The organism is Flagellimonas sp. MMG031, from assembly GCF_040112705.1.
In the GTDB taxonomy this organism is placed as follows: Bacteria; Bacteroidota; Bacteroidia; order Flavobacteriales; family Flavobacteriaceae; genus Flagellimonas.
Genome location: NZ_CP157804.1, coordinates 2,544,448 through 2,564,637, shown reverse-complemented (window position 1 = coordinate 2,564,637; position 20,190 = coordinate 2,544,448). Strand labels below are relative to the sequence as shown.

Below are 20,190 nucleotides of genomic sequence, written 5' to 3'. Positions count from 1 at the left end.
GCCGTGCCATAGTAGTTTCTTTTTGAAACATGCGTAATATTGCAGCGCAGTTAAACCAGCTTGCTATGGGAAAATCCTCAAATTCCGCCTTGGTGATACTGGCATTTTTTGCCATTTACGTCATTTGGGGCTCTACCTATTTGTTGAACAAGATTGCGGTATTGGAACTGGAGCCATTTATGCTGGCGGGTTGCCGCTTTACCGTGGCAGGGCTTTGCATTTTCCTTTTGGCAAAAATCATGGGAATCAGCCTTAGCATCACCAAAAAACAACTCTGGAATACCATTATTGCGGGCGTACTTTTTTTAAGCATTGGAAACGGCTTTGTCGTTTGGGCATTGCGGTATGTGGATACCGGTTTTGCCGCTTTGGAAATCTCCGCTCAACCTCTGATTATTCTGTTATTGATGCGCATCTTGCAAGGTAAAAAGATACAGCCTATGTCCATGGTCGGGGTACTCCTGGGGATTTTGGGCATTTACCTTTTGGTAAGTCAAAAACAGATCATTGCGCAAGAAGAATCCATTTTGGGGATGGTGACCATCTTCTTTTGTTTGGTCTGTTGGGCCTATGCCAGTCTTTTTGTGGCCAAAGCGGACCTTCCCACCAATTATTTTGTGAACACCGGCTATCAGATGTTCTTTGCAGGCATCATTTTGGGGCTGATGAGCCTTGCCTTCGGCGAGGAATGGTCATCACCCTTGGGCTGGAGTACCGAAGTCCAAGTCTCCATGCTCTTATTGGTTTTTTTGGGAAGCATCGTGGCCTTTACCTCTTTTAACTACTTGCTCAAGGCCGTTTCCCCGGAAAAGGTGGCTACTTCCACCTACGTAAATCCCATTGTGGCCCTTTTGTTGGGATGGTATTTTTTGGATGAACAGATTACCCTGCAGTCCATAGTGGCGGCCGTGATCCTGTTAACGGGGGTGTACTTCATCAACACCAAGAAAACACTGGCCATCTTCGAGCGCTTCAAACGTTAAGACTGCGTTATTTTTTGAGGGATTGACACCGCTTTTTTGTATTTTCTATGGACTAAAAACCATAATGATGAAGACTACAGCAAAAATCGGGGCTTTTATGCTACTGCTGATGACCCTTGCCTGTGCATCCAACAAGAATAGTGCAACCCCAGAAGAAATAGCCGCACTGGACGATATGATAGAGAATCGAAATTTTGAAATTCAGGCCCTATGGGCACAGCCCATGCCGAGCCAAGGGATGAACAATATTACCAATGCCGGATTGCTGCCTTTTGGCAGTACGGCCAATCGTATCGATATTACCACAACGGGTGGATATTTCCGCATGGTAGGAGATACCGTTAAGGCCAATCTACCCTATTTTGGTGAACGGCAAATTGGTGGACATTATAACCCAAAAAAAGGCGGGAATCCGGTTTGATGGCGTGCCCAAGGAGCTTTCCTTTTCATCCAATAAAAGGGAGACCGGAAAAATTATGCGGTTTACCATTAATGACGATTTGGAGAACTACCAAGTGTACGCGCAGCTCTTCCCCAATGGAAATGCCTTGTTGACCATCTCAAGTTCACATCGCAGGAATATCGGGTATCAGGGGAACGTCTCCAAGTACGAGAAAAAAGAGTAGGAGGCTAAGTGCGTGGTAGCCATATTGGTGTACTGCATCAATATTTTAAATGCACCCATTCAATATCCAAATCCAAACCGCTTCCGCTTTCCATGATTTTATCATAGCTTTAAGCTTTCAGAAACCAAAACACCTAAAAAATCAAAATGAAAATGAATCAATTGACCTTCAGGTCTTTGTTGCTACTGATGTTTTCCGTAGTTATTCTTTCCTGTAAAGGCAACTCGGAAAACAAAGAAGAAGCTTCGGAAGAGAATGCCGAAACCACTACGGAAACAGAATACACGGGAAATTTACCATTGGATAGACTCAACCTTCCCGAAGGTTTCCATATTGACACTTATGTCGAAAACTTGGAGGGCGCCCGTTCCATGGCCATGGGGCCTGATGGCACCTTGTTCGTAGGAACCCGCAACGAAGGAAAGGTTTATGCCGTAAAGGATACCGATGGGGATTACAAGGCCGATAAAACCTACACCATTGCCACCGATTTGGAACAGCCCAATGGCGTAGCGGTGAAAGATGGCGCTCTTTATGTGGCCGCCGTAAGCCGTCTCTTCAAATACTCGGATATTGAATCCCAGCTGGAGAATCCACAAGAACCCGAATTGATTTACGATGACTATCCCACCGAATTTCATCATGGTTGGAAGTACATTGCCTTTGGACCCGATGATAAATTGTACGTGCCCGTAGGCGCTCCCTGCAATATTTGCGACAGTGCAACGGTGGACAAGCGTTACGCCTCCATCACCCGAATGGACCCCGACGGCAGCAATCGTGAAATAGTGGCCCATGGGGTTCGAAACACTGTTGGCTTTACCTGGCATCCCGAAACCCAAGAACTTTGGTTTACCGATAATGGTCGGGATATGATGGGTGATGATATACCACCTTGCGAATTGAACAAATTGACCGAAGTGGGCCAACACTTCGGCTATCCCTTCTGCCATGGCGGCACCATAAAAGATCCCGAATATGGGGACCAGCGTCCCTGTTCCGATTTTGTGCCACCAGTACAGCCCTTGGGTCCGCACGTAGCCCCCTTGGCGGTTAAATTTGCCAAAGGTCCCATGTTCCCCGAAGCGTACCGAGGACATGCGCTAATTGCAGAACATGGCTCTTGGAACCGTTCGTCGAAAATCGGCTACAGGATTACTATGGTAAAATTGGAAAATGGAAAAGCCGTAAGCTATGAACCCTTTATTGATGGTTGGTTGGACGAGGAGGCCCAAGAAGCCTTTGGGCGTCCGGTAGACCTGTTGTTCTTGGAAGATGGCTCCTTGCTCATCTCGGATGATGAGGGCAATGCCATTTACAGGGTCACCTATAAAGGATAAAACATAACGATTTTAGAGAAGGTACTTGGGAATGGACATTTGCTCCATTTTCCAAGTACTTTTTTTTTGGTCTGGGTCGGTCACCTCTACAAAGAACAAATCTGATCGGCCGTCGTCCGAACGAAGGTGCTCTACGGTATAGATGCATCCCCTGTAATGGAATACGTATTCAGCGCCAGCACCGTCCTCATTTTCAGTAATGGTTCCCTGGCGAAGAATCAAATTAGGTTTGGCCAAAATGCTGTTGCTCTTGTGCCAGCACAAATAACGGACTTCACCCGAGCACATAAGGTCGATACGAATGGTGAACTGATCATCGCCACAATAGGCCAAAATACGTTCAATGCTAGTGTCTCTCCAATAGATGGCTCAGTAGGTTTTAATAAGGTTTGGAGTCTTCTCGAACGGTCAAAAAATGACTGTATTGCTTCAAACGGGGTATTTTTTGGTAAAGATGGCCCCGAACATCCAACCGATCATGAAGATGATACAGCCCAACAGAATCAAACAAATAATTTGTAAGGTATTTATGGTATCAATTATAGTCATACTCTTTAAATTTTTATAAGCAAGCTACACAATATGCAATAATTTTTCGCAGCCAATTGACGGATGCCCCTTTTGATCTGACGAATGGCCCTTCCCGATCCATGGATGCGATTTTTGCCTCTTTCCAAAAGTGCTGAAAAAGGGAAAATTGTCCATTCACTAGCGAAGTCCGTCCATTTTTTCGAAACTGCGATTGCCCCAACTTTGTTCCATCAAAAATTAAGTTGAATCAGTAAAATAAAATACCATGAAAAATTTGATGCGAACAGTAACATTGTTCCTATTTACCATTACGGGTGTGTTTGCCCAATTACCAGAACCTGGATTCACTATTGACGGTTCCACCGCCATTGTAATCACCGACCCACAAAACGATTTCCTGAGTCCCGATGGTGTGGCCTGGGGTGCCGTGGGGCAAAGCGTGCAGGAAAACAACACCATTGAGAACTTGGAGACCATTTTTAAATTAGGGGAACAGTACAACATCCCCGTTTTTATCTCTCCCCATTATTATTATGAGCACGACCATGTGTGGAAGTTCGAGGGAACCCTCGAAAAATTGATGCACAACATCAGCATGTTCGATCGTGGGGACCAACTCAATGTGGAAGGTTTTGAAGGTTCCGGTGCCGATTGGTTGCCCCGCTACAAAAAATACATTGAAAAGGATAGGGTAGTGGTCACCAGCCCGCACAAAGTGTTCGGTTCCGAGTCCAACGATTTGGCCCTACAATTGCGCAAACAAGGCGTGGACAAGGTGATCTTGGCCGGAATGTCCGGTAACCTGTGTGCCGAATCGCACATGAGGGAATTGGTGGAGAACGGTTTTGAAGTGGCCGTGGTGGGCGATGCCACCGCTTCTGCCAAATTGCCCGGATTGGATGGCGACCAAGCTGCCCAAACCAATTATAAAATGATTTCCAGCCGGGTGTTTACCACCGACGAATTGGTGAAAGAGCTCAAAATGCATCCGGTAAAATAAGTTTTCATGTGGTTGATGTTGAAGTGGAGTGGCAAGGGGCCGGACCGTAGGTTCGGTCCTTTGTTTTTTTGTTGAAATACCTCATTCTGAATCCCATCCATTTTTGCAAATCGTTATGAGAAGCTGAAACCTACTTTTGCCGGCAGGCAGGCAAGTTCGGGTCGACGGAAACCAACTTTTTGCCCATGTAGGGAAAATTGTCCACGGACTTGCGCCATCTGTCCATTTTATCCCAGCGCACAGCGCCCCACCTTTGTCATGTCAAAAGTTGACAAGCAAATCATAAATCAAAAACAGAAAGTTATGACACGATTACAAGCATTAGATCCAAAGGAAGCAACTGGAAGATCCAAAGAATTATTTGAAGGTATCCAAGGCAAATTGGGCATGGTTCCCAATATGATGCGTACCATGGGGAACTCCCCAGCCGTTTTGGAAGGCTATTTGAACTTGAGCGAAGCCTTGGGCAAAGGGTCCTTGGGCGGTAGATTGGGCGAGCTCATCGCCTTGGCCGTTGCCGAGTCCAACGCCTGTAACTACTGCCTTTCCGCACACTCCTTTATCGGGGAAAAGTTGGTGGGCATCGACACCAGTACGCTCCAATCCGCTAGGGACGGCATCAACTCCGACCCTAAGGTGGCCGCAGCGCTTCAGCTTGCCAAGACCTTGATCTCCAAAAACGGACGGGTATCCTCCGAAGATGTGGAAACCGTAAAGGCTGCCGGTTTTTCCGATGGGGCCGTCGGCGAGATCGTAGCGCACGTAGCCTTGAACATATTGACCAATTATTTCAACAATACGGCCAATACCGATATCGACTTTCCCGTAGTGGAAGCCGCAACGGTCTAATCAGTAACAATTAAAAATCAGAAAAGATGAAAACAATCAAAAATGTAGTACTTCTAGGATTGATGTTCTTGGCTGTCATCAGCGTGAATGCCCAGACCCCTCCGGTAGATGATAACGGCCTTGCCATTGGCGGGTACGATGTGGTCGCTTATTTTTCCGGCGCAGCCCAAAAAGGGAGCAAGAGCTATGCGGTTAAGCACCATGGTGCTACCTATTATTTTGCCAGCAAGGCGAACCAAAGCGCCTTTAAACAATCGCCTAACCAGTATTTGCCCCAGTTCGATGGCTACTGTGCTTGGGGCGTAGGGGCCAAAGAGGCCAAGTTTCCCATCAACCCCGAAACCTATACGGTGATCGATGGCAAATTGTACCTCTTCTTCAATGGCCCGTTCAACGGGGAACCGTTCAACACATACGAAGATTGGGGGCAACGTACCACGGAGCTTAAAACGGCAGCACATGCCAATTGGCCCAAAGTAAAGAACAGTAAGTAGTTTTAATTAGCAGTAAGGGTAGGGTCCCGCCATAGGTCCTGCCCTTTTTTAATGCAAAAAAATAACAAGATGGACATCGAGAAAAAATATCCGCTGCCTCCCTTTACCGAGGCCAGCGCACGAGAAAAAGTACAATTGGCGGAAGATGCCTGGAACAGTCAAGACCCCGAAAAGGTGAGCCAGGCCTATACGGTGGACACCGAATGGCGCAACCGTTCCCAGTTTATCAACGGGCGCGAGGAAGTGGTCGCTTTTTTGACGGAAAAGTGGCAAAAAGAAAAAAATTACAAATTGAGAAAGGAACTATGGGCCTTTTCCGACAATAAGATTGCAGTTCGGTTTGAATACGAATACCAGAATGCCGAAGGAGCGTGGATACGCGCGTATGGAAACGAGAATTGGGAGTTCAACGAGCATGGGCTGATGCAGAAGCGCTATGCCAGCATCAACGATTTGCCGATAGCCGAATCGGAGCGAAGACTTTAGTCATTTTTGGAGTTATGTCACTTCGAGTCTTTCGACTTCGCTCAAGATAAACTAAAGTCGAGACCGCTTAAAAGTAATCGCGACAAAAGACTTCTCGACTGCGCTCGAAGTGACACAGCATTTTGAAACCCGTCAGTTCGAGTTTTTTCCGAAGGAAAAAGTATCGAGAACTAGGTTTTGTACGCAAGAAGGATTTCTCGATACAATTTTTGGACCCCGGTCCAAAAACCACTCGAAATGACATAGGATTGTAGATTGCAAAATGCAGACAATTGAAAACTGATTACTGACAACTGCCAACTGATAACTGATAACTAAACAAACATGGACATCTACAACACCAACACGCTCATCGACGAACAGACTGGAAACCTGGCCTTTAAGCTCTCCGAATTTGAGGATGGCTGCCAGTTTTGCGATCTGCACCGGTTGAATCAGTATTCCTTGATTTGGATCAAAAAGGGGAGGGGTACCGCCCAAGTGGACTTTTCGGAGTACACGTTTACGCCAAACACCCTAGTTGCCGTAACGCCCTATCAACCTTTTGCGCTAACCGAGGAAGAACCGTTGGAGGGCGTGGTGTTGCAGTTCCATCCCGATTTTTTCTGTATCCACAAGCACCACGAGCAGGTGGCCTGCCACGGAGTACTGTTCAACAATATTTACAGTCCGCCCATGCTGCAGGTTACGGCCGATATCCAAAACGAGCTCGAGCTGCTCATCCAGCAGATGTATGCCGAGGTACAAAAACCAGAACTGGCACAGTACGAATTGCTCGTCTCCTACCTAAAGATCTTTTTGATCACCACCTCCCGCGCCAAGGCCAAGCAACAGCCGGAGGCCTTGGAGGGAAGCCCCGACGAAAAGGAGCCCTTTATCCTGCAAAAGCTCAAAAACCTGATTGAGACGCACTACAAGACCATGCACTCTGCCGGGGAGTATGCCGATCTGCTCAACATAAGCCCCAAAGCCTTGGCGAAAATGACCAAGAACCACTTTAACAAGACCATGACCAACCTGATCAGCGAGCGGATCATTATCGAGGCGAAGCGCGAGCTGTACCTCACCAACAAGACCGTAAAGGAGATTGCCTACGATCTGGGGTATGACGATGAGCACTACTTTAGCCGCTTTTTTAAGAACAATGCAGATATCTCGCCCAGTACCTACCGCGAAAATGTGGGCTTTGCCCGCGCCATGGCCTAACCCCACCGCCCTATGAAAGCCCATGTGGAACACCAATTGCTGCCGCTGCCCTTTGGGCAGGTGTACGGCACCCTAAAGCAACGGATTACCGAACACGGCTTTTTGCTGCTGCACGAGATCGACACCCAGACCATAGTGGCCAAGCACGGGATTACCATACCGCCCTTGCGGCAATTGCTCTTTTTTGAGCCCAAATACATTGCCCAGATCATGGCGAACGATCCTTTGGCCATTAACGATATCCCCTTAAAACTGGTATTGCAAGAAATTGACGCCCATACCACCCAATTAAGCTTTAAAAACCCGGTGGGCAGCTTACAGGATTATGGATTGGAACCAGAAATGGCGGAGGAGTTGTTGGAACGGGTGCGGGGTATAGTGGCGTTTTAGGAGGGTTGGATTTTTAGACATTTTGGATGATTGATAAAGCCCTTTAGGGCTTTTTTTATTTTTTAGGTGATAATTGTAGTTGGTTTAAGTTGTTTTATAGACTATTTAGGGTTTAATATATTGCACTAAAATATATAATAATGACACATATAATACAAAATAAAGTATACATTATTTGTTATATAGTATATTTTTTCTATTTTTAACAAATCAAAAATATTTTAATATGAAAACATCCCCGAGAAGAGAAAGATTTGAAAGGATAGCGGCAAATAGAGTTGCGGGTGTATTAAAAGGTCTGGATAGTTTGGAAAAATGCTCCAATAGGAATAATTATGAATATAATGATGATGATGTAAAAAAAATGGAGCGTGCCTTAAAAGAAAAGGTGGCTGAGGTAATTAGGTCGTTTTCAAAAGAGCTAGACAGGGGGAAGGATATAGAATTTAAATTTTAACAATTTAAAGGTATAGAAGTACATAATTAAAAATATAACAAATTGATATTCAAATAATACTATAACACTCCATGAAAAAACATGACCCAATACTGGTGTTTCTTTTAGAAAAGGGAGTAATGTCAAACTTTATTTTTAAAAATTTATGAATAACAAAGATTTAGCTTTAAGCCTTGTTCATGCTGATACTGAAAATGAAATAATAAATATTCTTAAGAAAGAAGGTTATTGGGATAAGTCTGATGATTGGCAATTATATGGAGGTAAGGAAAATAATTTTGCAACAATTGGGAATCAAAAAAGCAGAGCTGAAGATGCTCTGGTTGAGAAAATAGTTAATTCTGTTGATGCGGTTTTGATGGCCGAATGTCTTAAAAGGGGTTTTAAGACAGATAGTAAAGAAGCACCTACTAGTATTGCTGATGCTTTAGAGAAATTTTATAACATCCATAATGGTAAACTATCGAATATAACACCAAATGAAAGAACCAAACTTGCCGAAAATATAGCACTTGTTTCTACGGGTTCAAAGTCTAATCCATGTTATTCTATTATAGATAAAGGTGAAGGACAATCACCAAATAGGTTACCTGACACAATTTTGTCGATAGATAAAAACAACAAATTAAGAACTCCTTTTGTTCAAGGCAAATTTAATATGGGTGGAACTGCAGTTTTACGTTTTTGTGGTCGAGAAAATTTGCAACTTATTATTTCTAAAAGGAATCCAAAAATTAAGATTCAAGATGCATCTGATGATTCAATCAATTATTGGGGAGTGACTATTGTACGAAGAGAAAATCCACCTCAAGGCGTTCGAAGTTCGATTTATAAATATTTGGCTCCAAATAATAAAATATTACGTTTTGAAAGTGATTCACTTAAGTTGATGCCTGGTAATTACCCGAATGCTTATCAAAATGAATTGTCATACGGAACTTTTATCAAGTTGTATGAATATCAAATGACAGGATTGAAAACAAATATATTGTTTGACCTTAATTATAAACTTTCCTTATTAATGCCAAGTATAGCTCTTCCTGTTCGGCTTTATGAACGTAGGAAAGGATACAAAGGACATACTCTGGAAACAACACTATCGGGTCTCTCTGTTAGACTTGATGAGGACAAAAAGGAGAATTTGGAAAGCGGGTTTCCCGTATCAGGTCCAATTACTGCTTTAGGTCAAAAAATGCGTGCTTCTATTTTCGCATTTAAAAGAGGTAGGTCAACTAATTACACGAGGGACGAAGGAATTATTTTTGTAATTAATGGACAAACACATGGCACACTTTCTAAATCATTTTTTACTCGAAATGCAGTGCGCCATAGTTATATAGCCGATTCCCTATTGGTGGTTGTAGACTGCTCTGAATTGGATGGAAGGGCAAGAGAAGATTTGTTTTTAAATAGTAGAGATCGTTTAGCCTCAGGTGAATTACGTTCTCAAATTGAAAGGGAATTGGAAATCTTATTGAGAGAGCATAAAGGTTTGAACCAATTAAGAGAAAGAAGAAGAAGGGAGGATATAGAGGATAAACTGGAAGATTCAAAACCACTTGCAGATGTTATTCAGGATATTCTAAAAAAGTCCCCAACTCTGTCAAAACTTTTTATTAAAGGAGTTAGGCTGCCAAACCCTTTTAATATAGTTAATGGTAAAAGAGAGGAGCAATATGAGGGAAAAAAATTCCCTACATTTTTCACTTTAATTAAGGAGTATCCAGAAATTGCTCCAAAAGATTGCCCTAAAAATGTTAGGTTCAGAGTACAATACAAGACAGATGCTGTTAATGATTATTTCGATAGAGATAATGATCCAGGTAAATTCTCGCTTTATGTAAATGGAACGGAAGTAGAGAATAAACAAATTAACCCATGGAATGGATATATTAACTTAAACGTTTTACTTCCTGATAATGTAACTGTTGGAGATGTTTTATGCTTTGAAAGTAAAGTTGAGGATGTAAGTCTAATTGAACCTTTTGTAAGTAGGTTTTATATTAGAGTTACTGATGCAGAAAAAAAGAATAATTCATCAAATGAAAAAAACAGGAAAAATCCCTCAACAGATAACAAAGGAAACGAAGGCGAGAATACTTCGCATCTAGATTTGCCAAATGTTATAGAAGTTTTCAAGAACGATAAAAACTGGGTTTCTAAAGAATTTGAAAACGAAACTGCATTGCATGTATTTGAAGATGGGCAAGGTGGCTATGATTTTTTCATAAATATGAATAATATTCATTTGTTGTCAGAGCAAAAATCAAATGGTAGTATAGATTCCAAACTATTGAATGCTAGGTATAAATATGGAATGGTGCTAATCGGTATTGCTCTTCTAAAAGAAAACAATGATAATACCGAAAAGTCAATTGAAGATTCCAAAAATCAAGTAGGAAATATTTTTACTCATATTAAATTTACCACAAAAGTCTTGTCTCCAATTCTTTTACCAATGATTGGAAGTCTAGGAAGCCTTAAGTTAGATGATGTTGAAATAGCTTTGGAACCTGAAGTAAATTGATTATTTAATTCATTTCAAATCCCCCCAATCTCCTTCTTACTTAACCCCGTAGCTTTTTTAATAATCTCAGTGTCTACACCTTGAGCCTTTAAATTTTTGGCAATTTCAAGCGAATTTTCTTTTTTGGCCCTTTTCCGTTCCGTTTCCAATTTAAAGGCTTCGAGCTCCTTTTTTTCGGGCCCGGTAACCTCGTAAAAGCCGCTTTTGCGCAATTGGTTCATGATTCCACGGTCCTCAAAACTGGTATAACTGGTTTCGGTGATCACCAAATGGTCCAGCACTTCCACATGGACCAGTTTGCCCACTTTTAGCATGTGGTCGGTAAAGTTAAGGTCGGCATCGGTCACCTCGTGCGAGCCGCTGGGGTGGTTGTGCACCAAGATCAACTTGCTGGCCAGTTTGTAGATCGCCATCCGGAAGACATCGGGCGGGTCGGCGTTTACCCGGTTGCTGGCCCCGAGGCCAATAAGCTCCACAAACAAGATCTTATTGTTGTTATTGAGCCCCACCACCCAAAAGTGCTCTTGGTTGCGGCGAATCTTGTTTTCGCGCAACAGAACCTGCTGCATGATCGCATATATGTCCGCAGAGTTGAGCACCTTGATCTTTTGTTCTTTGGTAAGCCGTACGTTCATGGTAGGTAAGTTATGTATTGGGATAGGAAATTTAGGCGAAGCACGCCAATAATGCAAACGGTGCCACAAAAGAAACCGATCGCCCCGCCCATGGTTTCCTAAAAAAGCAACATAAGCAACCCTAAAGTTTCGTACATTTAAAAAACTCAACTAAAACACACATTATGGACACTATAGCCGTTAAGGCCTTTGGAACCCAGTCTGCCGAAGCCGATTTAAAACAAATGCAGATCGACCGAAGAACGGTCCTCGAAAAGGATATTGAAATTGATATTATGTACTGCGGGGTCTGCCATTCCGACCTTCATTTTGCCCGCAACGATTGGGGCATGACCCAATACCCGGTGGTTCCCGGCCACGAGATTGTGGGCAAGGTTACCCAAGTGGGTTCCAAGGTTTCCAAGCACCAAGTAGGCGATATTGTCGCCGTAGGCTGTTTGGTGGATTCGTGCCGCAGCTGCCAAAGCTGTAAAAACGATGAGGAACAGTACTGCCCCGAGTGGGTGGGTACCTACGGGGGCTTCGACAAGCATTTGAACAGCCCCACCCATGGCGGCTATTCCGAAAAAATTGTAGTGGACGAGAACTTCGTGCTCCGCGTACCCAAAAATCTGGACCTGGCAGGTATCGCTCCGGTGCTCTGTGCGGGCATTACCACATGGTCTCCGCTGCGCCACTGGAAAGTGGGCAAGGGCAGCAAGGTGGCCGTGGTAGGCTTGGGCGGCTTGGGACACATGGCGTTGAAATTGGCGTCGGCCTTGGGTGCCGAGGTGACCTTGTTTTCGCGATCCACCAATAAAATGGACGATGCCAAGGCCTTGGGAGCGGACCATGTGGTGATATCTACGGACGAAGCCCAAATGGAACAGGCCGCAGGCCAGTTCGACCTGATCATCGATACCGTACCCTACGAGCACGATCTTAACCCTTACGTGGCCACTTTGGCCACCAACGGAACCTTGGTCGTGGTAGGCTATTTGGGGCCATTGGACCCCATGCTGGTCACCGTGCCCATGATCATGGGCCGAAAAAGCGTGGCAGGTTCTTTGATCGGGGGCATTGCCGAAACCCAAGAACTGTTGGATTTCTGTGGCGAGCACAATATTACTTCGGATGTGGAAGTGATCAACATCCAAGACATCAACACCGCCTACGAACGCATGCTCAAAAGCGATGTCAAATATCGTTTTGTCATCGATATGAAATCATTGAAGGAGTAGTTGGCACGGTACGATAAAATCAATAGGCCCACTGTAGGTAATCTTATATAAAAAACCGCCCTTTGCAAATGGTTTGCAAAGGGCGGTTTTGGTTTTGTAATCCCCCAATGATTACTTCTTCATTCCAGGCACACCAGCAGGTTTTTGGGTCTGCCAAGGAAACGGCTTCGCTGCTTTTTTCACAGGGGCCACTTCGTTCAAGCTCTCGGCATCATACACCCTTCCATTTTTGACCACATGGGTCAAAGTATTGGTGTTGCGGATATCTTCCAACGGATTTTGGTCCATAATCAGGATATCGGCCAATTTGCCTTCCTCAATACTGCCCAAATCACCGTCCAAACCAAGGGCTTCGGCCCCCAGAATAGTGGCGGTTTTTAAGGCATCCATATTCTTCATGCCGCCGCTGGCCACCGACCACAGTTCCCAGTGGTAACCCAATCCCTGCAACTGGCCATGGCTTCCTACGCCGCCAATACCATCAGCTTCTACCAAATCCTTCATAAACTCGGCGTGCTTTTGGAATACGTGCTCTTCGGGCATAAACCAGGCGGCTCTTCTGCGGGATTTCTGCGCCAACTCTTCGTAAGGCGTAAAATACTGCAGCTTTTGGTCGTGGTATACATCCTCGGTAGCATAATAGTAGTTTTCCGCCCAAGGTCCGCCATAGGACACCAAAAGGGTAGGGGTCACTGCCATTTTGGATTCTGCAACGGATTGCACCACATCCCTATAAATGGGATAAATGGGGAAGGAGTGCTCGTGCCCCGGGTAGCCGTCCAACAACTGGGTCATGTTGAGTTTAAAGTCCAATCCACCTTCTGTGGTGGGCATCAATTCCAGTTCTTTGGCTGCCATGATCACCCATTGGCGCATTTGGCGATTGCCTACCAGATACATTTTGATGCTCTTGGTGTTATAGTACTCACTGTACTGTTTGAGTACATCCTTCGCGTGCTCCAACGATTTGAGTTTGTACGACCAGTAGCCAACACCGGGACCTGTGCTGTACACACGGGGTCCGTGCATCATTCCGGCATCTACCATATCGGCATAGGTGAGCACATCGGTGGTTGCCGTTTGTGGGTCGCGCGTAGTGGTGACGCCATAGGCGAGGTTGGCGGAATAGATCCAGATCTGGTTTTTATGGATGCCCCAGTTGGGCCACATATGGGCGTGGGTATCCACAAAGCCAGGGGTAATCGTCTTTCCGCTGGCATCGATTTCCACGGTGCCTTTGGGCACTTCCAAACTACCTGAGGCTCCAACGCCTTTGATGCGGTTGTTCACGATCAGGATATCGCCATTCTCGATGACCTCGTCACCTTTCATGGTAATGATCCTGGCACCTTTGAGCAACACACTGCCTTCGGGAATATCCTTGGTATAATTGACCTTTACCTTGATTTCATCCGCTTCAAAGACCTTGTTCTCTTCCTTGTCCTTTTTATCCCCCTCTTTATCCTTGTCTTCTTCTTTTTGTTTCTCCTTTAGCGCTTCCGCTTCTTTTTTGGCTAAGGCCACACTATCTGCATAGGCTTCTGCCGCTGGAATATTGTAGATAAAATGACTGGCTCCGAGCGACCAGTGCACATTTTTACTATCGCTTCGCCACGCGGGAAACTCACCACCCATTACCGTTAGTTTTTTGGCAGGGAAAGCCGCTTTGTCGGCGTCGGCCACCGATATTTTCGGGGTCTGCCCGAATTTGGGAAGGGTCACGGTGTAAATATCATTGTTGATTTTGGCCAGTGCCGTAGTTCCGTCAGGCGATATTTTGATTTCTGAAGGTGCGGACGATTTATCCTCTGGAGCCTGATACTGTTCCGAACCGGGCAGGATATTGTGACCTCCGTTGTGATCATGGAATCCGAAGGAAGAAGAACCAAACGTAGTGATACCGCTCAATTTCAAATGCTCCTTTTGGTCGGTACCGTCCCAACGAATGGACAGCAACGATTTATCCTTGCTCAGGTAAATGCGCTCATCCACTTTGGTGAAATGTGGGCCGGAACGTCCTTCCGCCTTGTCGATGACAGTAATTTTTCCGCCCTCAGCGGGAATCCACGCCAAATCCTCTTCGGCACCACTGGCCCTTGGACCGATGGCATTACGGTATACCTGTGCAGGACCTTTTAGGAAAACAATCCTATTGCTGCTGTACGACCATGCTGGATTGCTGTAAATGGCAGCCTCATCCGTCAATTTTTGAACACCGCCACGCCCGTTGGCACTGACTTTGTACAAATGCCCGCCATTCGTCTCCCAAGTGGCAAACACGATACTTTTGCCATCGGGCGACCAAGCAGGTTGGGCTTCGGTAAAGTCGTTTTTGGTGAGCCTTTTTGGGGTTCCATTGGGCAAATCCATTACATAGAGCCTGTTCAATGCGGTAAAGGCCAACTGACTTCCATCCGGGGAAGGCACGCCATCACGGATTTGGGTGACCAAGGCTTCGGGTGTATCCTTGATGGGATATTTAAACTTGAGCTGTGGTCCCAGTTCCAAGTTCACATCCACTTCAAACGGTATTTCGGAAGCGGAATTGGAGGCAATGTCGATACTGTAGATTTTTCCACCGTAACTGGTCACTAAATTTTTACTGTCGGGCGTAAAGGCCATCCCCGGCAACACGCCCAAAGGGGCAATGGATTCCTGCTCATCACGTTGTACCGGATAGGCCAACCAACGTTCGTCCCCGTTTTCCAGATTACGTAGCACCAATCCGGTTTCGGTTTCAAAACGGCTACCGTACACCAACCATTTGCCGTTGGGCGAAAGGGTGGGGGTAAATGCGGAGCCGTAGCGGGAGGTAATGGTCGCCAAATCGCCATCTTCCATGTCGTACGTTCCCAATTGGTATTGTGGCAACTGCGCGTTGTAGTTCCAAGCACGCATTCTTCGGGAAAAATAAATCAGCTTTCCGTCGGGTGCGAATTCGGGGTCAATGGTCTTAAGGTTTTCAGGTTCATCGATCAATTGGGCGCCGCCGCCACCATCCTTATGGTACAGGTGCAGTTTGATGTTCCTTCGGCCACGGGCACCAACAATGTATTCCCCATCAGGACTCCAATCGGCCGAAAAGAAGTTCTGATTGTCGTCTTTTGTGATCTGTTTGGTTTCTTCGGAAGCCAATTCCATGGTCCAAATATTGTCAGAACCACTTTTATCAGAAATAAAGACGATGGATTTTCCATCGGGACTGAACCTGGGATGGACATCATACGCCATTCCCTCCGTAATTTGGGTGGCCTTGCCGCCTTGGATGGGAATCGTGTAGAGGTCGCCCATCATATCAAATATAATGGTCTTTCCATCGGGGCTCACATCAAGAGATAGCCATGTACCTTCCTTGGCGGTAAAGGAGATGCTGCGTTCCGGCTCCAAGGGCAGTTCTTTGGTTGCTTTTTTGGTAGTGTCGGCCTCCTTTTCCCCATTCTGTGCATTGAGGGACGAGAGCGCCATACATAGGGCCAGAGCCCAGAGATACTGATTTTTTTTCATATTCTTAGTTTATGCTTGACAGTAGCTAACAAGGTATGAAAAATCGGGATATGGCTTCTGTTTTTTTGAATAAGGAATTCTTGCGTTTTATTGGTGAACACTTGCAGTATTACAAACTGAGGCAGCCCAATGTTGAAAACCTCCAAACAAAAGAAGCAAATCAAAACAAATTCCATAAAACAAGGGGTTTTATAGTCCGCAAAGGGGAATTGGCTCGTACATAGCTATAAATATCAACCTCATGTTCCAGCCTTGTAAACAATGGCTTTTCTCGGTTTTTTTAGTGTTGGCGGTTATACTGCCATCTCTTGGGCAAGACCCAAAAACCTATGAAGGCCCACTTCAAGTGGGTGATTACTCCGGTCAGGCCGTTTATCAGTACATCATATCGGATTTGGACACCATTTATAATGGTGATTTTTTATGGCAACAATCCAACTTGGAGACCTTGGTGGAAAACGAGGATGCTTCCTTTCGTATTTCCGGTGCTTTTGACCAAGGCATAGCCCATGGCCCATGGCAATTTGAGTTTGGGGAGTATCAAACCAATAGTCAAAGTCAGGTAGTGGGCTATGAATACCGTGTTTTGGTGAGCGGGACCCAAGAAAAAGGGGAGGGGCGGCTCTCGGAGGGAAAGCCCGACGGAAACTGGACCTACACCATCAACCAAATCAAGGACTCCGAAATACAGCAGATTCTTTTTAAAAGTGATATCACATACGATAAGGGCGTTCCCCAACAAAATTTTCAGATAGAAAACGACAGCAGTGTCTTGGTCGGGAGGTTTTTACGTGATGGCTTGGCCCACGATGAATGGTCCTACTACGGCACCGAGCGCGTGGAGGATATGGAGGATTGGTTTTTTGATGACGGATTGCTGCGCAACATTCGGTTGACCACCGACCAAGTTTCCAAGGAAATTCAGGTTTTTGACACCAACGCGCCTAATTACAAGACCATCCCTTTGCATATGGGCTATATCGCGCTCCTGGAGGCAGTTTTACAAGAGCAAGAAGTGGAAAGTGGTATCGCCGGCATACTGTCCCAAAATCTTAGTTATTACCAAAAGATAGATAAGGTGCTGAGGCAATTGGGGTCTGATGGTTTTCAAATGGAAGCCAAAGTAAAAGTCCCATTTTATCCGCTGGATTCCCTTCAAACTAAGACCTTGGAGCAGATTGCTTCGGATTACCAAGTCGCTGCCAATTTGAGCCGGACCATTTTGCGAAACAGCCATTTGAATATCGTCAAACGGACCGACCCCGAAGCTTATTTCTACTACAATGTGGCCCAAAAAATCAGTACGGATTTTCTGGAGCCCTTAAAGGCATTGGTCAGTTACCAAGAAAATGACATTGTGGCCTATCAGGAAATTCCGGTGATGCTGCAACGGTTGTGGCCCAATGGAAAACCAGGCACCGAAATCACGGTAGCGGCCAACGAAGCTGGCGCATTACGGAGTTTTAGACTTCCCAGTTCGGAGGAGTTTGGATATGAGAGCAACGATTTGCTTTCCGTGGCTGCATTGGGTACCTACGCCCGAATGAGCTTGGAGTACATTAAAGGTTCTTTGGCATCCAGATTGACCAATGAGGAACAACTGCAAATGCTCAATGGTCTTGAAGAGGAGCTTATTCAATTGAACAATTTGTTGGAGCGTGAGGTGGACTCTGTTGACGGACTCGCCAACGATTACAAAAACGCACTTGCCCATCTGCAACAATTGGCGGATAGCTCACTGACTACCTATGCCGATATGAAGAACCCCAACGAGAAGTTGACGTATGGTAAGAGTATTAAAATCTGTTTGATGGAGCTGACCGACCTGGCCCAAAGCTTGAAAAATATACCCCAGCAGCAGGAAACCATCAAAAAGGAATATACCAATGCCGTTTGGAACCCCTTTATGGCCAATGTAATGGCAGAACAGGTCAAAAAACGAATCACCGAGAGCTACGAGGAGGTGCTGATACCCTATTTCCTGAAAGCCACATCATCCTTGGAGTGCGTAAATGTAAAGGCATTGAACGAACAAATCATTCAGACCCATAAAACCATTCTTGGCTTGCGGAACAAGGACACCCGAAAATTGGAACGTAAACTGCGAAGTGAAAAGCGGCCCATGGAAGTGCTACAACTTTTACAGGTGACATCAACCCCCAAAAACCAATAGGCATGACAGTAGTTGAAAAGAGCCTTTGGAGGGTCATGATGGTATGCATGTTTTGGGTTGGTGCCATTGGCCATGCCCAACAAGAAGACCCTCAGGTGTTACCGGAAACCTCCCAGTACAAGGAGCCCAAAACCAAGGTGTGGTTCAATACCTACGGTAATATTAGGATTGGAAAGCGTTTCTTTTGGGACGCACAGACGCATTTAAGGCTTGAGGAAACCAAAAACACTGCTTTTTTTGGGCAAGTGGGTCAGATCTACAATAGGCACGCCATTGGTTACATCTTCAACAAGAAGACCGATGTTCGATTGGGTGGGGTAGTGCGTATCAATTTTAACACTGACGAGGATTCGGTAGACCGAAATGTGGTTCCGGAATGGCGGATTTGGCACCAGTACCAATTTGCCATGCCCTTTTACTCGGCCATGCTCTATCACCGCATTCGAATAGAACACCGATGGACCCAAGGCTTTGCTGAAAACAGCGAGTATATTTTTAGAAACCGTTGGCGTTATATGTTCCGCGCCAAGATTCCGCTGAACGACACCAAATTACAGCCCAAAACATGGTATGTTTCCCCAGAGGCCGAGTTAATCATGCAAAGCGGTAAAGAAGTGGTGGCTAGCCCTATGGAGGACTTGCGTTTGACCACTACGCTTGGGTATATCGTAACCCCCAGATTGACCTTTGCCGCAGGGGTGATGTACTCCCAGGGTCAGGAAAGGCTTAATGGCGGATTTTACCAGCAGGGTTGGACATTGCGCTTCCACATGTACTTTTCCCCAGACTTTAGGAGGGTGAAAAACAAACTGCCCGACGTCCATTTAACGGATTGATACGTACCTATTAACGAACCATGTGATTGAAAATGAAACTTAAAAAATACACATTCTTCATATTATTGGCAGTCTTAGCGGTTGGAACGGTTTTCTTCGTTGCCAAATCCCTCAAATTAAAAAAAGAACTTGCCCTCACGAAGCAGCAAAATCAAACATTGACCAAAAAGCTGGAATCACACGAGCAATTGGCCAAGATAGATTCACTTTTATTGGAAGGCGATTACGATGGAGCCATTGCATCCTATCAAACCAACTTGCAAACCGCGGGCAAGGAAAACAATATGGTAATTCCGTTGCGCATTGCCCTGGCGGAAAAACTACGGAACAAGGATATAAGCTTAAACACGGCCGTGGTAGACGAAACGAAAAGGCAGGATTCTTTACCTGTTTCCCGTTGGTCCGAAGAGACGGCCATTAGAAAATACGATTCCCTTAATTTTTCGTTGGAAAAAACAAAAGTACAGTTGGCACGGTTGAAAAAGCAACTTCAGCAAAAATCCTATGGGGAATATTTGACCTTTACCAGCCAAAAAGGAAACCAGTTGCACTACATTGGCCAGGTTAAGAATGGAAAAGCCCATGGTTTTGGTGTGGCCTTGCTGGAAACGGGCAGCCGGTACGAAGGGGAATGGAAAAACAATCAGCGCCATGGCGAAGGTACCTTTTATTGGCCTGATGGTGAATACTACGTGGGCACCTATCAAAACGATAAACGCAGCGGTTACGGCACGTATTACTGGCCCAATGGTGAAAAATATACCGGGCAGTGGAAAGATGATAAGCGCAGCGGTACCGGGAAATTCTACGATGCCGAAGGCGAAATTGTGGCCGGTGGCGAATGGAGCGATGACAAACTGGTCGAGGTCAACGAAAAATAGGAAGCTAAATCACGTTGCCCCCCTTATCTTGCCCATCTTCCATCGTAATATG

Annotated in this window: 19 protein-coding genes; 16 read left to right on the top strand and 3 right to left on the bottom strand. The window is 45.4% G+C overall.

Annotated features, from left to right (window positions below):
* The first annotated feature begins 65 nt into the window (after positions 1-65).
* The 4 genes from ABNE31_RS11610 to ABNE31_RS11595 all read left to right on the top strand — a co-directional run bounded on the left by ABNE31_RS11610 (position 66) and on the right by ABNE31_RS11595 (position 2,949).
* Positions 66-983, top strand: coding sequence for an EamA family transporter (locus ABNE31_RS11610; RefSeq protein WP_293289286.1), 918 nt, complete (start codon positions 66-68; stop codon positions 981-983).
* Positions 984-1,047: 64 nt separating this feature from the next.
* Complete coding sequence (locus tag ABNE31_RS11605; protein WP_349351252.1) at positions 1,048-1,404, top strand: DUF4251 domain-containing protein; 357 nt, start codon at positions 1,048-1,050, stop codon at positions 1,402-1,404.
* Entirely contained in the window at positions 1,364-1,609 is a 246-nt protein-coding gene (locus ABNE31_RS11600) for a DUF4251 domain-containing protein (RefSeq protein WP_349351251.1), read from the top strand. The genes ABNE31_RS11605 and ABNE31_RS11600 overlap by 41 nt, the downstream gene beginning before the upstream one ends.
* Before the next feature lie 146 nt (positions 1,610-1,755).
* Positions 1,756-2,949 (top strand): sorbosone dehydrogenase family protein, encoded by a 1,194-nt coding sequence (locus ABNE31_RS11595; protein WP_349351250.1) that lies wholly within the window; start codon positions 1,756-1,758, stop codon positions 2,947-2,949.
* 12 nt (positions 2,950-2,961) lie between these two features.
* Here the strand turns inward: ABNE31_RS11595 and ABNE31_RS11590 are convergent, their stop codons facing one another.
* Positions 2,962-3,282: a hypothetical protein gene (locus ABNE31_RS11590; protein WP_349351249.1), complete on the bottom strand. Its 321-nt coding sequence runs from the start codon at positions 3,280-3,282 to the stop codon at positions 2,962-2,964.
* Positions 3,283-3,745: 463 nt separating this feature from the next.
* Between ABNE31_RS11590 and ABNE31_RS11585 the strand changes: the two genes are divergently transcribed.
* The 8 genes from ABNE31_RS11585 to ABNE31_RS11550 all read left to right on the top strand — a co-directional run bounded on the left by ABNE31_RS11585 (position 3,746) and on the right by ABNE31_RS11550 (position 10,889).
* On the top strand, positions 3,746-4,480 hold the full coding sequence (locus ABNE31_RS11585) for a cysteine hydrolase (protein WP_179385870.1): 735 nt from the start codon (positions 3,746-3,748) through the stop codon (positions 4,478-4,480).
* 303 nt (positions 4,481-4,783) lie between these two features.
* Entirely contained in the window at positions 4,784-5,329 is a 546-nt protein-coding gene (locus ABNE31_RS11580; RefSeq protein ID WP_349351248.1) for a carboxymuconolactone decarboxylase family protein, read from the top strand.
* Positions 5,330-5,355: 26 nt separating this feature from the next.
* Positions 5,356-5,823 carry a YHS domain-containing (seleno)protein gene (locus ABNE31_RS11575; protein WP_349351247.1) on the top strand — a complete coding sequence of 156 codons (468 nt, stop codon included), beginning with the start codon at positions 5,356-5,358 and terminating at the stop codon, positions 5,821-5,823.
* A gap of 69 nt (positions 5,824-5,892) precedes the next feature.
* Positions 5,893-6,309, top strand: coding sequence for a nuclear transport factor 2 family protein (locus ABNE31_RS11570; protein ID WP_349351246.1), 417 nt, complete (start codon positions 5,893-5,895; stop codon positions 6,307-6,309).
* A 324-nt stretch (positions 6,310-6,633) separates the two neighbouring features.
* A complete protein-coding gene (locus ABNE31_RS11565) occupies positions 6,634-7,515 on the top strand; it encodes a helix-turn-helix domain-containing protein (protein WP_293282551.1) in 882 nt (293 codons plus the stop codon).
* A 12-nt stretch (positions 7,516-7,527) separates the two neighbouring features.
* Positions 7,528-7,905 carry a DUF302 domain-containing protein gene (locus ABNE31_RS11560; protein WP_349351245.1) on the top strand — a complete coding sequence of 126 codons (378 nt, stop codon included), beginning with the start codon at positions 7,528-7,530 and terminating at the stop codon, positions 7,903-7,905.
* Positions 7,906-8,131: 226 nt separating this feature from the next.
* A complete protein-coding gene (locus ABNE31_RS11555) occupies positions 8,132-8,362 on the top strand; it encodes a hypothetical protein (protein WP_349351244.1) in 231 nt (76 codons plus the stop codon).
* Between the two features lie 145 nt (positions 8,363-8,507).
* Positions 8,508-10,889, top strand: a complete 2,382-nt coding sequence (locus ABNE31_RS11550) for a hypothetical protein (protein ID WP_349351243.1) — start codon at positions 8,508-8,510, stop codon at positions 10,887-10,889.
* A gap of 14 nt (positions 10,890-10,903) precedes the next feature.
* Here the strand turns inward: ABNE31_RS11550 and ABNE31_RS11545 are convergent, their stop codons facing one another.
* Positions 10,904-11,524 (bottom strand): JAB domain-containing protein, encoded by a 621-nt coding sequence (locus ABNE31_RS11545; RefSeq protein ID WP_349351242.1) that lies wholly within the window; start codon positions 11,522-11,524, stop codon positions 10,904-10,906.
* Between the two features lie 164 nt (positions 11,525-11,688).
* Here ABNE31_RS11545 and ABNE31_RS11540 point away from each other — a divergent pair, with 164 nt between their 5' ends.
* Positions 11,689-12,744, top strand: coding sequence for an NAD(P)-dependent alcohol dehydrogenase (locus ABNE31_RS11540; protein ID WP_349351241.1), 1,056 nt, complete (start codon positions 11,689-11,691; stop codon positions 12,742-12,744).
* Positions 12,745-12,855: 111 nt separating this feature from the next.
* Here ABNE31_RS11540 and ABNE31_RS11535 read toward each other — a convergent pair whose 3' ends face one another.
* Positions 12,856-16,248 (bottom strand): amidohydrolase family protein, encoded by a 3,393-nt coding sequence (locus tag ABNE31_RS11535; RefSeq protein ID WP_349351240.1) that lies wholly within the window; start codon positions 16,246-16,248, stop codon positions 12,856-12,858.
* Positions 16,249-16,489: 241 nt separating this feature from the next.
* Between ABNE31_RS11535 and ABNE31_RS11530 the strand changes: the two genes are divergently transcribed.
* Genes ABNE31_RS11530 through ABNE31_RS11520 form a run of 3 tightly spaced genes read left to right on the top strand, consistent with a single transcriptional unit; the run spans position 16,490 to position 20,138 of the window.
* Entirely contained in the window at positions 16,490-18,421 is a 1,932-nt protein-coding gene (locus tag ABNE31_RS11530) for a hypothetical protein (RefSeq protein ID WP_349351239.1), read from the top strand.
* A gap of 2 nt (positions 18,422-18,423) precedes the next feature.
* Positions 18,424-19,257 (top strand): DUF2490 domain-containing protein, encoded by an 834-nt coding sequence (locus ABNE31_RS11525; RefSeq protein WP_349351238.1) that lies wholly within the window; start codon positions 18,424-18,426, stop codon positions 19,255-19,257.
* Between the two features lie 32 nt (positions 19,258-19,289).
* On the top strand, positions 19,290-20,138 hold the full coding sequence (locus ABNE31_RS11520; RefSeq protein WP_349351237.1) for a hypothetical protein: 849 nt from the start codon (positions 19,290-19,292) through the stop codon (positions 20,136-20,138).
* Positions 20,139-20,190: the final 52 nt, after the last annotated feature.